Raw genomic sequence first — 15,088 nt, forward strand, 5'->3', positions numbered from 1 at the left:
GAGCCGGTGGCGAAAGATCTCGTGGTGGTCGGTGCGGCGATCATTTCCGATGGACGGCTGCTGAGCGCGCAGCGCGCCGAACCGCCGCACATGGCCGGCGGCTGGGAGCTGCCCGGCGGAAAGGTCGACCCGGGCGAGACGGACGAGGACGCGCTGGTGCGCGAGTGCCACGAGGAACTCGCCATCAAGATCCGGCTGACCGGCCGGATCGGCGGCGACTGGCGCCTGAGTGAACGCAGCCTGCTGCGGGTGTGGACCGCACAGATCATCGAGGGCGAGCCGCAGGCCCTGGAACACCTGGCCCTCCGCTGGCTGACCCCGGACGAGCTGTACGACGTCGCCTGGCTCCCCGGCGACCTCCCCGTCATCGGCGCCCTCGCCGAACGCGGCTTGGAAAAGTGACGAGGGCTTCCCGCCGCGCCGCGGGAAGCCCCCGACGTCTTCTCAGGAGATGCGGTTGGCGCCCGCGTAGTCGGAGCGGTCCGACATCTTGGAGATCTTCACCACATCGCCGGTCTGCGGGGCGTGCAGGTACTTGCCGTCGCTGAGGTAGATGCCCATGTGGTGGAGGCTGCCGCCGAAGTAGACCAGGTCGCCCGAGCGGAGCTGGCTCCTGGAGACCTTGGAACCGAGTCCGTACAGGGCGCCGGTGTAGTGCGGGAGCCCGCGCTTGCCGATCTGGGCGTAGGCCCAAACGACGAGCCCTGAGCAGTCGAAGCTGTTCGGCCCAGCGGCGGCCCACACGTACGGCGAGCCGAGTTTGGTGAGCGCCTTGCGGGCCATGTCGGCCGGTGCGCCCGAGCCCTTCACGGTCGCGCGCAGGCCGCTGCGGGGGTCGCTGACGCGCGTGGTGGTCAGCTTGTCGAGGCGCTTAGTCACCTCGGCGACCTTCTGCCTGGCCGCCTCGCGGGCCTTCTCGGCGTCCGCGGTGGCCTTCTGAACCTGCGCCGTCTTCGCCTCGGCGGTGCGCTGCGCGGTCTCGGCCTGCTTGATCTGCTTCTGCAGCGCCTGGACGGTGGTGATCTGGCTCTGCGTCAGGTAGGCGCGTTCGGACAGCCCCTCGGGCGAGCCGTCGGCGCCGAAGATCACGTCGGGGGCGCCGGTCATGTAGTTCGCGGCGGCCATCCGTCCGAGCTGCTCGCGGGCGGGGGCCGCCTGGGCGCGCAGCGCCGCGGCCTGCTTGGCGGCGGCGTACTCGGCCTTCTTGGCGTTGCCCAGGTCCACGCGTGTCTTGTTGAACTTCTCGGTGAGGATCTCGGCCTCTTCGTTCAGCGCGTCCAGGCTTTTGCGCAGCCCCTCCTCCGTCGTCGGAGTGGGGGTCGGGGAGACCGCGGCGGCTAGCTGGAACGGCGACGAGGCGTGGGCGGCGACGGGCGCGGTGGCGCCGAGGCCGATCAGGAGCATCGTGGCCGTGGCGGCGGGCGTGAAGCGCCGCCACCGTTGTGGAGCCGGTGCCAAGCCGGTGTTCTCCTCTCCTCGCGCGCCTACCGGGTTAGCTGACGGGTTCGGGCCAGGAGTCGCCCTACGACGTACGTCGATTCACCCCAGGGACCTGGGTCCCCGGCTCTCCCGTACGCGGGAGATTCGGCGCTCCGGTCGCAGCCCCGGGGGAGGGGGCTCCGGACGACCGGATCTCGGGCAGATTACAAAGAACGAGCAAAGTTGGCGAATCGGGGCCCCGGTGACGGATGGGGCGGCCTTCTCCGAACGGGGTGCGGGCACGGGCAAGTAGAATGGCCGATGCCGTGTTTCTGCGGCGGATCCCGAACTCTCACCCAAGGCGAGCCCCGCATGCCCATCTCCACGCGCGATGACCTCCGGAACGTCGCGATCGTCGCTCACGTCGACCACGGAAAGACGACGCTGGTCGACGCCATGCTCTGGCAGTCCGGGGCCTTCCGGGAGAACCAGAACGTCGATGACCGCGTGATGGACTCCGACGACCTGGAGCGCGAGAAGGGGATCACCATTCTCGCCAAGAACACCGCCGTGCGGCACAACGGGATGACGATCAACATCATCGACACCCCGGGCCACGCCGACTTCGGCGGCGAGGTGGAGCGCGGGCTGTCCATGGTGGACGGCGTCGTCCTGCTGGTGGACGCCAGCGAGGGCCCGCTCCCGCAGACCCGCTTCGTGCTGCGCAAGGCGCTCGCCGCGCGGCTGCCGGTGATCCTCGTCGTGAACAAGACCGACCGCCCCGACGCCCGCATCGACGAGGTCGTGGACGAGACGTACGAGCTGTTCATGGACCTCGACGCCGACGAGGACCAGATCGACTTCCCGATCGTGTACGCGTCGGGCCGCGCCGGACGGGCGTCGCTGGACAAGCCCGCCGACGGCACCATGCCCGGCAGCGACGACCTGGAACCGCTGTTCAAGGTCATCACCGAGACGATCCCGGCGCCGTCCTTCGACCCGGACGTCCCGCTGCGGGCGCACGTCACCAACCTGGACGCCTCCAGCTACCTCGGCCGGATCGCGCTGTGCCGGGTGCACGCCGGGACGATCAAGAAGGGCCAGCAGGTCGCCTGGTGCCGCCATGACGGCAGCATCGAGCGGGTGAAGATCACCGAGCTGCTGATGACCGACGCGCTCGACCGCAAGCCCGCGCAGGAGGCGGGGCCGGGCGACATCATCGCGATCGCCGGCATCCCCGACATCATGATCGGCGACACCATCGCCGACCCCGACGACCCGCGTCCGCTGCCGCTGATCACCGTGGACGAGCCCGCGATCTCCATGACGGTCGGCACCAACACCGGGCCGATGGCGGGACGCGAGAAGAACACCAAGGTCACCGCCCGGATGGTCAAGGACCGGCTGGAGCGCGAGCTGGTCGGCAACGTGTCCATCAAGGTGCTGCCGACCGAGCGCCCCGACGCGTGGGAGGTGCAGGGCCGCGGCGAGCTGGCCCTGGCGATCCTGGTCGAGAACATGCGCCGCGAGGGCTACGAGCTGACCGTCGGCAAGCCGCAGGTGGTCGTCAGGGTCGTCGACGGCAAGAAGCACGAGCCGGTCGAGCGGCTCACCATCGACATCCCCGAGGAGCATCTCGGCGCCGTCACGCAGCTGCTGGCGGTCCGCAAAGGCCGCATGGAGCAGATGACCAACCACGGCACCGGCTGGATCCGGCTGGAGTTCCTGGTCCCGGCGCGCGCCCTCATCGGCTTCCGCACCGAGTTCATGACCGAGACCCGCGGCACCGGCATGGCGCACCACGTGTTCGAGGCCTACGAGCCCTGGTTCGGCGAGCTGCGGACCCGTCCGTCCGGCTCCCTCGTCGCCGACCGCTCCGGCGCCGCCACCGCGTACGCGATCACGAACCTGCAGGACCGCGGCACGTTCTTCGTCGGCCCGACGACCGAGGTGTACGAGGGCATGATCGTCGGGGAGAACACCCGGGCCGACGACATGGACGTCAACATCACCAAGGAGAAGAAGCTCACGAACATGCGGTCGTCCACCGGTGACGAGCTGGAGCGGCTCACCCCGCCGCGGCTGCTGTCGCTGGAGGAGGCCCTGGAGTTCTGCCGCGAGGACGAGTGCGTCGAGGTCACCCCGCGCGCCGTCCGCATCCGCAAGGTGGTGCTGGCCGCCAAAGAGCGCGAGCGCATGCGCGCCCGCACCAAGCGCGCCGGCTAGTTCGTTCCCGTCCGGCGGGACGACGGTCTGGCGAAGCGACGGTCAGGCGAACGCAGAGGGCGGCCCCGCGGTCATGAGAACCGCGGGGCCGCCCTCTGCCGTGCTGCTCAGTTCAGCTGGACGGTCCCGGTCACATCGGCGGCCAGGCGGAGCTGGTCGCCGTTGCGGAGGGGGGCCTCCACGCCGCGGGGGAGCCGTTCGCCGTTGACGAACGTCCCGTTGGTGGAGCCCTCGTCACGCACCCACGCCGTCCCGGACGGGTCGAGCCACACCGTGGAGTGGCGGCGCGACACGTTGTCGTACTGCGTGAACGTGGCCGCGACGGGCGACTGGCCCGCGTCCCGGCCCAGCACGAGATGCTGCCCGACGGAGACCTTCAGCTCGCCCGTGGGGAACATCACACGCAGGATCGGCGTCCCCTTCTGCGGCAGCGGGCGCAGGCACGAGTCGCACTGCGCGGCGCCGGGGTTGCTCAGCACCGCCTCGCAGTACGGGCACATGAACGCCGTGCTGTCCGGGGCCGGTGGACGCTGCTGACCCTGGTTGTGGTCGGGCGGCAGCAGCGTCGCCTCACGGCCGTGCTGCGGCGGCATCGGCGGCTGGCCGCCGCCGTGCTGCTGAGGCGGCTGGCCGAACTGGTGGTCGGCCGGGCCGGGCTGCGGCAGGCCGTACTGGTCCTGCTGTGGCTGCTGCTGGTACTGGTCCTGCGGCGGGTACTGCGGCTCGCGCTGCTGGTACTGGTCCTGGGGCGGCGAGAACTGCTGGTCCTGCGGCGGGAACTGCTGGTCCGGCGGGGGGTACTGCTGCTCCGGCTGCTGGTACTGGTCCTGCATCGGAGCCTGCTGCTGCGGCTGAGGCGGCCCCCACGGGTCCGGCTGCTGCTGTTGCTGTTGCTGCTGGGGCACTCCCCACGGGTCCCCGGGCGCCTGCTGCTGCGGCATCGGCGGCTGGCCGCCGCCGTGCTGGGGCTGCCCTCCGTGCTGCTGGTTCTGGGGCTGGCCGTACTGGGGCTGCCCGTGTTGAGGCTGCCCGTGTTGAGGCTGCCCGTGCTGGGGTTGACCGTGCTGTGGTTGACCGTGCTGGGGCTGCCCGGGCTGGGCCTGACCGTGCTGCTCGGAAGCCTGGGGCATGGGCGGTGACGCCCACGGGTCCTGCTGCTGCTGGGGCTGGCCCCACGGGTCCTGCGACTGGCCGGGCGGGCCCGGCGGCTGGTGCGGGGCCTGCTGCTGGGGCGCCTGCTGCTGGTACGGGTCGTGCTGGGGCGCCTGCTGGTACGGCTGGCCGTGCTGTGGCGGGGCGCCGTACTGCTGGCCGCCCTGCTGTGCTCCCTGCGGCGGGTAGCCCTGCCGCTGCTGGTCGTCGTACCCGCCCGGCGCCTGCCGGTGGGCGCCGCCGCCGGCGCGGGCCAGGTTGGCCCCGCAGCTCATGCACAGCAGGTCGCCCTGCTGGAACGGCTCGTCACAGACAGGACAGTTCAAGGTCGCCATGACACATCCCCCGAGCGCACCCCGGCGCGGTCCAGCCTCGACGTGAGGCGCTCCATGTCACCTCTTCGCGGGATCCCGATGTAGTACACCCGCCTTCCCTCCGGCCCTTCGTCCACGGACACCTGTACTCGGGGCCCTGTTTCATCTCCAGTCTTCCCGATGTCGGCCAGTGCCCCGTACCGTTCGCGCCCCAGCGGGGACAGCGGTACGACGCGCTGGTTCGCCGACCCTCTCCAGAGTAGAGAGCCGCCCTCGGGGTGTCGCCCCCCAGGGTTGAGTCGGTCGACGTACGGCCCCGTGATCACGGCATCGCACATGTCCAGGATCTCGCGCGTCTCTCCGATGCGGTCGAGCCGAGAGTAGACATATCCGCTGTAGACCAATATGTCCATCGCAATCGTCTCACGGTCGCGGTCGTCTCGCCACGCGCGGATCCCCCTCAGCAGGGACGCCAGCGCGGCCGGCTGCTGGAACGGCTCACCACCGGAGACGGTGACCCCGTCGACCGGCCCCGGCAGGGAGTCCAGCCAGCCGAGCACCGCCCCGACGGGCACGGACTTACCTGGATCGGCGTCCCACGTGTCCCGCGACAGGCAGCCTGGGCAGTGCAGCGTGCAGCCCTGCGTCCAGATGCCCGCGCGGGTGCCGGGGCCGAGTGTGGTCACCGGATAGTGCGCCTTGGAGAGAAGCAGAGTCTCCTCCCGGCCGCCTCCGGCCACGGGCCGTCCGGAGGTCACTGGAGATCCAGATGGACGATGCTGCCCTCGCGCCGGATTCCCGTCACGGTGACCTTCTCCTCCGGCACCAGTTCGCGGTCGAACAGCGCGCGCGCCAGCGGGTTGACGAAGTACGACTCCAGCGCCATGCCGATGCCGCGGCCGCCCTTGGCCAGTTCCTCGGTGCACCACCCGCGGAGCTTCTCCAGCGGCTCGCCCTTCACGGCGAGGACCAGCCGGTGCTCGTCGGTCACCCGCCTGCAGATGTTCGCGAACTGCAGATCGAAGATCTTCTGCGCCGCCTCGCCGGAGATGAAGTCGAACACCACGATGTTGTCGCCGAACCGGTTGAGCAGCTCCGGCCGGTTGAGCACCTCGGTGAAATGGTCGGCGACGGCGGTCTTGATGCGCTGCTCCACCTCTTCGTACGACATCCCCGGTGTGATGTTCTGCACTCTGTCCGCCGAGACCCCGTCCGCCGCACCGTGCGCCGACGCGGCGCGGGTCGTCAGGTCGCGGCCGGGGACGAACATCCCCAGGTTCGAGGTGAAGATCAGGATGGACTCGGAGAAGTGCACGGTGTTGCCGCGCCCGTCGGTGAGCCGGCCGTCCTCCAGGATCTGGAGGAACTTGTCCAGGATCCGCGGGTGCGCCTTCTCGATCTCGTCGAAGAGGATGACCCGGAACGGGTCCTCGCGGACGGCGTTGGTCAGCTCCCCGCCCGCCTCGTGGCCCACGTACCCGGGCGGGGACCCGATCAGCCGGTCCCCGGAGCCCTCGCCGGAGAACTCGCTCATGTCGAAGCGGAGATAAGCCGACTCGTCCCCGAAGACCAGCTCGGTGATCGCCTTGGCCAGCTCCGTCTTGCCGGTGCCGGTCGGGCCCGCGAAGAACAGCACCCCGCGCGGACGGCTGCCGGACCGGGTCGCCTGCGCGCCCGACAGGCCGAGCACCGCCCGCTTCAGTATGTCGAGGGTCTTGGTGACGGCCTGCGGCTGCCCGATCACCCGATCCGGGACGCGCTTCTCCCCCTCCAGCACGCGGCGCCGCAGATGGCCGCGGCTCCACGGGTTGTCGAGCACGCCGAGCTTGTAGGTGCGGACCGCGTCCGGCAGATCGGCCAGGTCGACGTTGCGCTCCTTGGCCAGCCGGGTCACCTCGATCATCGACTGGAGGGTGAGCCCGTCGGCCTGCTCGGCGAACGCGTCGCACGCCGCCGCGGCCACCTCGTCCGCCCCGACGTCGCTGACCCCGAACGCGCGGGCCAGCAGCCGCGCGGTCTCCTGCCGGTCGCCGAGATGCGGGCGCGGGATCGTGATCTCGCGGATGGACTCGTTGTCGGTCGTCAGCCACGGCGGCAGGTCACCGGGCCGCTCCACCAGCCACACGATCGGGTTGTAGAGCGGCTTCGGCCGCGGCCCCGTCACCCGGACGGGCCGGGCGCTGCGCGACAGCTTCGCGCAGACCCGGAAGAAGTCGCGTTCGGCCGGCTCCAGGTCCGTCGGGCTCCGGGCGATCCGCGACGCCGAGTCGATCACGAACGCGGCGCGGATGTTCTCCTTCGGCCGGGCCACCGCGGCCAGATGCCGGGTCAGCCCCTCCAGCGACGGCTTGTCATCGGCCTTGATCTTGCCGAGCAGCCCCTCGGCCGCCTGCGCGGCCTCGTCCGCGCCCACGTCGCCGCCGCCCGGGTAGACCTGCAGGCCGTCCACCGGGTCGTACACGATCATGCAGGACGCGCCGCTGGACCGCAGCGTCTCCCACAGCAGCCCGCGCAGCGGCAGCAGCCGCGCCGCCCCGCCGCCCTCCAGCGGCGGCGCGAGGAAGCTGTCGTACAGGTTGCCCGACAGGACGTACTGGGAGTGCACCGAAAGGGTCGCGTCCAGCTCCCGGATGAACGGCGGCCAGCCCTGCAGCCGCCCCCCGAGCGTCGGCGATTCAATGCTCATACATGCTCCCTCGCGGGGTCACGAACCCCCGCGCCCCCCGGTTCACACCGCTCATCCGAGTACTCCGCTCCACTCCGATCACGCCCCCGGGCGCTTCCGGCACTTCACTTGTGACGCTCCCGGTGGCGCTCGCGTTGGCCCGCACGGCCCCTAGTCTGCCCCGGCGCGGCCGAAACGGGCAGCTCGCGGACCCCCGGCTCCAGCCGCCACGCCACGTCCGAGCGGATCCCGGCGCCGGCCAGCCGGTCCCTGGCGGCCTCGAACGCCTCGCACCACTCCCGCTCCCGCTCCACGTCCACCCGCCGGTCGTCCTCGCTCTGCGCGGGCCGCTCGCGCACCATCGACGCCCGCACGTGCGCGGCGTCGTCGACCCGCATCCGGACGCTGTGGTCGGGCCAGCCGCCCTTCGTCAGCGTCACGGTGCCGTCCTCGGCCGTCATCGTCTCGAACCCGGCCTGGACCTCGTACCCCAGGTCCTCGAACGCCGTGGTGATCGAGTCGAGGACGTAGCGGCGTTCGGCCTCGGCCTGCTCGGCGGCGTCGCGCTCGGCGGCCCGGCGGCGCTCCTCGTCCCGGCGCTCCTCGGTGCGGCGGTTGGCGGCCTGGATCCGCAGCCGCACCTCCTGCAGGACGCCCTCGGCCTCCTCCGCCGTGCCGATCCCGGCGAGCAGCCCCGCCGCCTCCGCGACGGCCCGCCGCTCCGCCTCGGCCACGTCGGGCAGCAGCCGGGTCATGATTCTTTCGAGGTTCGCGCGGACGTCGTCCGCCGGGCGCGGCGGCGGCGCGCTCCGCTCCGTGTCGGCCTGGAGCGCTTCGGCGGGGGCCGTGAAGATCTGCGTGGTGACCTGGGCGGCGAGATGCTCCGACAGGCTCCGCTCGGCCTCGTCCAGGACGGGGTCCGCGGCGGCGCACCAGGCGGTCAGCTCCTCGGCGGACTGCTCGCCGGGCTGGAGCCGCTCCGGAAGCGCCACCTCCGCGCCGATCTTCGCGCCGGTCTCGGCGAGCGCCGCGATGCGCGCGTTGCGCTCCACGACCTCGCGCAGGGCCCGCTCGTGCGTCTCGACCTCGGCCAGGGCCGCCGCCCGCGCCTCGGCGCGTCCCTCGGCGAGCGCGGCGAGCGCCTCGGCCCCCCGCCCCGCCAGCCCCGCGCCGCGGCCGAGAACACGGTTCATGCCCAGGCTGAGCACCACCGCGGCGTCCAGGACGACGTCCGCCTCGATCCCGCTGCTCAAAAGGTCCCTCCGGTCGTCCGCGTCTGGCGCCATTGGTGCAGCCGCACGCCCGCCCCCACGGCGTGTGCGGCGGGCCCCACGATGAGCAGGAGAAGCCACAGCATGCTCGCGATGGACGTCAGCGCCCCGAGCAGGAGCACGATGAGCAGCAGCGGAATCGTCCCGGCGAGCAGCAGGAACCCGCAGCCGCGCCGCCCGGTGCTCTGCGCCGCGCCCGTCATCGTCTGGGACGCCTTCGACAGGCCGCGGCCGCTCGCACCGAGGAAACCGGAGATCATCGACCACGGCCCCTGGGGCAGATAGTCCTTGCCCTGCGTGCGCGCCAGGAAGACCTCGCTGCCGCAGTGCACCGCCCAGGCGAGCACGGAGAAGACGGCCAGGACGCCGAACGGGACGCCCGAGGACGACCTCTGCAGTCCGACCGAGGCCGTCCCGTCGCCGTCGCCGCCGCCGAACAGCGAGCCGACGACCCAGCTTCCGAGAAGCCAGAAGAACAGGAACGGCAGCGTCCAGAGCACGGCCCGCGTCGTCGCCGAACCGCGTCCGGCGAGCCGCTGCCGTTCCCGCTCCTCCCACTGCGCGCGGAGCGCCTCGTCCCGCAGCCGCGCGGCGTTCAGGTCGCGTGCCCGCGCCTCGGTCTCCACGACGGCCTCGGCCGCGGCGAGCGTCACCGCGAGCAGCCGCAGCGGATCGTCGCCCGCGCCGTCCGCCAGCCACGTGAACCACGGCACCGGGTCGGCGATCGACTCGCGCGCCCGCGCCGCGCCCTCGGCGATCAGCCGGTGCGTCTCGGCGGGACGCGCCGCGAGCGCGAGCAGCGTGAGCAGGACGGCGGGCGGCTCCTCGGCCCCGGCGTCGGGCAGCCGCCTCGCGAGCCCCTGCGGCATCGAGTCCTGGTCGCGCAGCCAGCGCGCCAGGTCGTTCCAGGCCGACACGTGGGCGCGCCACTGGTCGTCGACCCGGGACAGGTCCTCGCCGGTCTCGAACCCGGCCAGGACGTGCAGGAGGTGGTGCTCCCACAGCGCCCGCCCGATGAGGCAGGCGGTGCGATGGTCGGCGTGGCGGCGATCGTCGGCCAGGACGGCGAGACCGGCCAGGTCGCCGGCGGTCAGCCGCCGGCCGAGGAAGTGCGGGGGGAGCGCCGGATCCAGCCACCGCACCAGATGCAGCAGCTTCACGTCCGGGGCCAGAGCCGTCATGAGGTAGCCGTCGACGAGCCCGATGCGGCTGTCGTCCGGAATCTCCGCGAGCCACTCGCGCAGGCTCCGCCACGCCTCGCCCGACTCTCCGCGTCCGAAGAAGTACTGTGCGGCGTGGTCCCAGTTCTCGACGAGCGCGCGGGCCAGCTCGTCCCGGCGGGTGTAGCGGTGTCCCCTGAACGGGAGGCCGCTGCCCGCCTCGGCCTGGACGCTCTCCTCCGCGACGGGCGGCGAACCGCCCTCCAGCCACGCGTCGACCTGCTCGCCCGTCCACCTTCTGCGCGGGTCGCGGGCCAGCAGGCCCCGGCACAGCAGCCGCAGCCTCGGGTCGGCGACGTCGTCCGCGCTCACCGGACGCGTCGCCAGATGGTCGACCACGACGGTCTCGCTCAGGCCCTCGAACGGCGCCCGGCCCGTGGCCAGCTCCCGGACGATCATGCCGAGCGACCACCAGTCGCGGGCGGGCGACACCTGCCCCGACAGCGACTCCGGCGCCGCGTAGGCCAGCGTCCGCGACGACGACGCGAACACCACGCTCTGGTCGAGCACCTTGCTCAGCCCGAAGTCGGCGATCGCCAGCCGCACCGGATCGGAGCCCAGCACCAGGACGTTCTCCGGCTTCAGGTCGCGGTGGACGATGCCCGCCCGGTGCAGCGCCGTCAGCCCCGCCGCGAGCTGCGCCGCGATCTCACCCGCCGTCCCGGCCGGCAGCGGACCCTCCCGCATCAGCGCCCGGAGATTGCCGTCCGGCGCGTACGCGGCGACCTCGTAGTCGCGCCCGTCCGCGTGCCCGGTCTCCAGGATCCGCAGCACGTGCGGCGAATCCAGCGCGGGCAGCTTCGCCCACACCTCCCGGTCGGCGTTGTACCCGCGGCGGAAGATCTTCGCCACGTACTCGTCGCCCCGCGCGTCCCGCACCAGCAGCAGATCCGACTCGGCGCCCTGCACCGGCAGTTCCGCGATCGCCTCGTACCGCTCGCCGAGCACCGCGGGGAGCCGCATCAGCGAGTCGCCGGCGGCCGCCCCGTCCCGCCATGTCTGCGAGGCCGGGCGCGGCCCCGGCACCCGCGAGTCGCGCCGCGTCGCACCGGCGTCGCGGCGCGTGTCCCGTGGCGGGGGACCGCCACCGGGCCCGGTCCCGTCGAACTCGCCCACCGGCAGCTCCGTCTAGTCCTTGTCCTTGATGGCCCGCAGGTACTCGCTGATCTTGAACTGGTTGATCACGAACTCCATGAGGATCCGAACCGTCAGCAGCTGGAACACCCAGAGGAGCGGAGCCGCGACGAGCAGCAGGAGCGCGAGGAACGTCGCGCCCTGCGCGAGCCACGCCAGCCCGTACCCGGCCACGACGAGCGCCACCATGCTGATCAGAACCAGCGCGATCACGTAAATGATCTTGACCAGCCTGGCGGTGATCATGTGGTCGAAGTTCATGTCGAACAGAGACCCGATCAAGCTCTTCTGCGCTGGACCGCTCGGCGGAGGTGCCCAGCCCTGCTGCTGGTCCTGCGGCCCGAAGCCGGGGCCGGGCGGACGGGGGCCGGGGACCGCGCCCGGTTGCTGCTGTTGCGGCGGAACGGAGTAAGGGCCACTGGGCTGTTCGCGCGGCGGAGGGCCGTACGGACCGCCCGGTTGACCCGGCCCCGGAGGGCGCGGTGTGTGACCAGGGTCCGGTGGGTTCGTCATCGCCGTCGTCTCCAGTGTGGGCCGCCTACACGGAGACTCTAAAGCCTGCGCCCGGCCCCGCGCTGGAACGAGCCGCGCGGCGACGGCGCCATGGGGAGGCCCGGGTCTCCGGTCCTGCATCGGGAATCTCAACCGCACACCCCCGGCACTCTCTGTAGCCGGGCCTGGCGCGGCGCAAGCGCCCCACCTGCGACATTAATGGTCCACTCTTCAATTACATTGGTCATAACTTCGCTGTGTAGTCATGTCCAGGGCCCTGGGGCCTAATTTTTGGCCGACTGTGGTCTTTTGCTCCGGTGTTGATCAGCTCCGTCCACTCCGGGACAATGCTGTGGGGCCATGCCACTCCCGGGAGGCGAAGTGGACGTTTTGTACCTGCCGCGGGTGGCCGAGAGTGCTCGCGGGCACCGCCTCCGACTGCCCCGGCAGCTCTGCGATCAGCGTTTCCCCAGGTCAGACGGCAACATCCAGATTCCTCGAACTTGTTGTCCGGTGAGTGGAACCGGGGGCATGCGGGCGCCATCGAACAATGCGGTGCCACGGTTCAATTGCGATTCACCCGCGGGAAGGGCTAATCGCTTGAGTCGTGACAACCGCGGTGACTAACGTCAGCGTACTCGCAACCAGGCGAAAAGCGGTCGCGGGTGATCGTCCGCTGTGGAGAACAGGAGGGGGCGGCCCGGTGAGGCCCGACAATGAGCCGAGGCGCCCGTGACAGCGGTCGTACTCGCCGGTGACTTTCCGAGCACGGGGATCCTGCAGGCCACCGTGGCCCAGCGGTTCGGCCTGGGCGGCGGCGGCGAAGTGCCGCCCGCCTTCATCGATCACATGGCGTACGCGCTCGGCCGGCGGGAAGCCGTGCTGGTGATCTACCCGTCGTGGAAGGGCGCCGAGGCGCACCGGCTCGTCCGGCTGGCCCGCTCCGCCCTGCTCACCGACCGCATCGCCGGCCTGCCGCTCGACGTTCCCCCGCTCGCCCTCTCGCTGATCGCCGACCAGTTGACGTTCGCGTCCTCCTACGCCCGGCCCGGAGTCCTCGCGAGCCTCGCCCTGCGGCTGTGCGAGAGCGTCTACGCCGGAGCCTGGGTCAACAGCGTCGCCCGCCTGGAGCACATCAAGACCGGGCTCGCGGCGCACGTGTCGTCCTACCTGCCGGGCAACGGCTTCTCGGTGTCGGCGGGGCCTCACCCCGCGGTGCACCGCATCACCTCGGTCAAGCCCGTCGCCGAGCCGGCCTCGCGCCCGGTCGATCCCGTGCTGATGCTGTTCAGCCACGAGAACGGCGACGTCGACTGGCTTCAGCACAAGCTGTGTCCGGCGATCGCGGCGGTCTCGATGACCCCGGTGGCCCCGCAGCCGATGAGCGCCGAATACTGGGGCGCCAAGAAGTACGCCGAGTTCGTGGCCTTCAGCGGGCACCCGCAGGCGCTGCAGGGGCTGCTCGCGGGATCCGACTACCGGCCCTGCGGTTGGTGCGGCGAGCCGACCGCCCTCCCCGAGTGCCCGTTCTGCTTCATGGTCCAGCCGGGCGACGGTTCCGCCTCCGCCCCCCAGCCCTTCCACGGACGGACGCAGCCGCCGAGCCCGCAACCCCAGCCCGCCCAGCCGCAGCCGGTTCAATCGCACCCGGTTCAGGGCCAGCCCGTTCAGGCACAGCCGGTTCAGCCTCAGCCGGTTCAGGCCCAGCCGGCTCAGCCTCAGCCGGCTCAGCCCCAACCGGTTCAGCCGCAGCCCGTGCAGCCTCAGCCCGTGCAGCCGCCGGCCGCCCGCCCGCAGCCGTCCGCGCCGCAGGTCCCCGCACCGGACGAAACCCGGCCGGAGTACCCGGAGGCCCCGCCCACACGGCCGCAGAGTCCGCAGCCTCAGGAGGGCCGGCCCCAGCGACCCCAGTGGCCGCGTTCCCTGCACCCGCACGACCCGCACATGGTCACGCCCGTCTCGGAGGCCGAGGAGACGTCCGAGCCGCCGACGCGCAGGGAACCCGTCCTCGCGGCGCCGGTCCGGACACGCGCGCAGACACCGCCGAACTCCTGGGGCAACTCCGCCTCACCCGATCACCCCGCCTCACCGGATTACGCAGCCTCACCCGATCATCCCGCCCCGCCAGATCACCCCGCGCCGCCCGAGTCCCGCCGGACCGGCGACGCGGTCCCGCCCGCCGACACTCCCGAGCCCGCCGACACTCCCGAACCCGCCGACACCCCTGAACCTGAAGACCTCACGGACACTCCCGAATCCGCCGACGTCGAGGCCGACGCCGACGAGGTGCCCCCGTCCGAGGGCGCGTCGTCCATCGGGCGGCTCCTCAACGGTGCCGCATCCCGGCAGGCGGAGCCGCTCGACCCCGAGCGGGCGTCCCGGACGGCGCCGGACGACGACGACTGGCCGCGCGCCGGCACCGTCACCTTCCGTCCGCGCCCCCGCTGAAGCCTCCCGACCCCCGGACCAGAGAAACGGAGTCCCATGAACCCGCGCCAGCGCCGTGGAGTTCTGCTGATGATCCTGGCTGCGCTCGGCGCCGTTGCCGTATTCGTCAGCATCATCGGTTACGTCGGCTCTGTTCGGGCCGAGGTCGGTGTGAAGACCGACGTGCTCAAGCTCAAACGGCCGATCAAGGCGTTCGCCCCGATCACCGAGGACGACCTCGAACGCGTCCGGGTGCCGAAGAAGTGGTCGCCGGACACGATGGTCACCGACGTCGCGCAGCTCGAGGGCAAGGTCGCCGCGGCCGACCTCCCGGCCGGGTCCCACCTGCAGACCGGCATGCTCGTCCCCGGCCCCACGCTGCAGCCCGGCCAGCGCGAGATCGCCATCATGATCGACGCCGAGACCGGGGTGGCCGGCAAGGTCCACGAGGGCATGCCCGTCGACATCTACGCCACCTACCAGAAGCAGAACGGCGACAAGCAGCAGTCCTGCGCGGCGCGGATCGTCAAGGCGGCCCGGGTCATCCAGATCGGCCAGGAGACCAAGGTCAAGGACGAGCGGAACTCCTCGGTGACCGAGTCGCAGGTGCCGATGACGTTCGCGCTCAGCGCCGCGGACAGCCTGAAGCTCACCCGCGAGGAGAGCTTCGCCAACAAGATCAGGCTCGCGCTCATCGGCGGGTCGGGGACGGGCGTCGACGGCGTCAAGCTCCCCCCGGTCTGCGAGACGATCCCGGCGAGGTGAGCC

General features: G+C 71.8%; 11 protein-coding genes and 1 riboswitch. Of the genes, 4 read left to right on the forward strand and 7 right to left on the reverse strand.

Annotated elements, in window-relative coordinates:
• Positions 1–6 precede the first annotated feature (6 nt).
• Positions 7–402, forward strand: coding sequence for a (deoxy)nucleoside triphosphate pyrophosphohydrolase (locus AB0C35_RS28290; protein ID WP_358461966.1), 396 nt, complete (start codon positions 7–9; stop codon positions 400–402).
• 42 nt (positions 403–444) lie between these two features.
• On the opposite strand, the gene AB0C35_RS28295 is transcribed toward AB0C35_RS28290, so the two are convergent.
• Positions 445–1,458, reverse strand: coding sequence for a C40 family peptidase (locus tag AB0C35_RS28295; RefSeq protein ID WP_358461969.1), 1,014 nt, complete (start codon positions 1,456–1,458; stop codon positions 445–447).
• Between the two features lie 7 nt (positions 1,459–1,465).
• Positions 1,466–1,600: riboswitch (cyclic di-AMP (ydaO/yuaA leader) on the reverse strand.
• 191 nt (positions 1,601–1,791) lie between these two features.
• Here AB0C35_RS28295 and typA point away from each other — a divergent pair.
• Positions 1,792–3,645 (forward strand): translational GTPase TypA, encoded by a 1,854-nt coding sequence (typA, locus tag AB0C35_RS28300; protein ID WP_358461972.1) that lies wholly within the window; start codon positions 1,792–1,794, stop codon positions 3,643–3,645.
• Between the two features lie 107 nt (positions 3,646–3,752).
• Here typA and AB0C35_RS28305 read toward each other — a convergent pair whose 3' ends face one another.
• From AB0C35_RS28305 to AB0C35_RS28330, 6 genes are all read right to left on the reverse strand, one after another.
• On the reverse strand, positions 3,753–5,132 hold the full coding sequence (locus tag AB0C35_RS28305) for an FHA domain-containing protein (protein WP_358461975.1): 1,380 nt from the start codon (positions 5,130–5,132) through the stop codon (positions 3,753–3,755).
• Positions 5,120–5,851, reverse strand: a complete 732-nt coding sequence (locus tag AB0C35_RS28310) for a 4Fe-4S single cluster domain-containing protein (RefSeq protein WP_358461978.1) — start codon at positions 5,849–5,851, stop codon at positions 5,120–5,122. The genes AB0C35_RS28305 and AB0C35_RS28310 overlap by 13 nt, the downstream gene beginning before the upstream one ends.
• Positions 5,852–5,865: 14 nt before the next feature.
• Positions 5,866–7,797 (reverse strand): AAA family ATPase, encoded by a 1,932-nt coding sequence (locus AB0C35_RS28315; protein WP_358461981.1) that lies wholly within the window; start codon positions 7,795–7,797, stop codon positions 5,866–5,868.
• 104 nt (positions 7,798–7,901) lie between these two features.
• On the reverse strand, positions 7,902–9,029 hold the full coding sequence (locus AB0C35_RS28320) for a response regulator receiver protein (RefSeq protein ID WP_358461984.1): 1,128 nt from the start codon (positions 9,027–9,029) through the stop codon (positions 7,902–7,904).
• Entirely contained in the window at positions 9,026–11,383 is a 2,358-nt protein-coding gene (locus tag AB0C35_RS28325; protein WP_358461986.1) for a serine/threonine-protein kinase, read from the reverse strand. The genes AB0C35_RS28320 and AB0C35_RS28325 overlap by 4 nt, the downstream gene beginning before the upstream one ends.
• A gap of 12 nt (positions 11,384–11,395) precedes the next feature.
• The gene (locus AB0C35_RS28330) at positions 11,396–11,683 is read right to left on the reverse strand and encodes a DUF4282 domain-containing protein (RefSeq protein ID WP_358461989.1); all 288 of its coding nucleotides are present in this window, start codon (positions 11,681–11,683) and stop codon (positions 11,396–11,398) included.
• 942 nt (positions 11,684–12,625) lie between these two features.
• Between AB0C35_RS28330 and AB0C35_RS28335 the strand changes: the two genes are divergently transcribed.
• Together AB0C35_RS28335 and cpaB are read left to right on the forward strand one after the other, a co-directional pair.
• Complete coding sequence (locus AB0C35_RS28335) at positions 12,626–14,341, forward strand: hypothetical protein (RefSeq protein WP_358461991.1); 1,716 nt, start codon at positions 12,626–12,628, stop codon at positions 14,339–14,341.
• A gap of 69 nt (positions 14,342–14,410) precedes the next feature.
• On the forward strand, positions 14,411–15,085 hold the full coding sequence (gene cpaB, locus AB0C35_RS28340) for a Flp pilus assembly protein CpaB (protein WP_358461994.1): 675 nt from the start codon (positions 14,411–14,413) through the stop codon (positions 15,083–15,085).
• Positions 15,086–15,088: the final 3 nt, after the last annotated feature.

The sequence above is a fragment of the Spirillospora sp. NPDC048819 genome (assembly GCF_040650055.1).
GTDB lineage: Bacteria > Actinomycetota > Actinomycetes > Streptosporangiales > Streptosporangiaceae > Spirillospora.

What these genes read in the sequence shown, in the direction of transcription:
- typA (WP_358461972.1), top strand. Translation starts at nt 1,792, where the DNA reads ATGCCCATCTCCACGCGCGATGACCTCCGGAACGTCGCGATCGTCGCT.
- AB0C35_RS28305 (WP_358461975.1), bottom strand. Translation starts at nt 5,132, where the DNA reads ATGGCGACCTTGAACTGTCCTGTCTGTGACGAGCCGTTCCAGCAGGGC.
- AB0C35_RS28315 (WP_358461981.1), bottom strand. Translation starts at nt 7,797, where the DNA reads ATGAGCATTGAATCGCCGACGCTCGGGGGGCGGCTGCAGGGCTGGCCG.
- cpaB (WP_358461994.1), top strand. Translation starts at nt 14,411, where the DNA reads ATGATCCTGGCTGCGCTCGGCGCCGTTGCCGTATTCGTCAGCATCATC.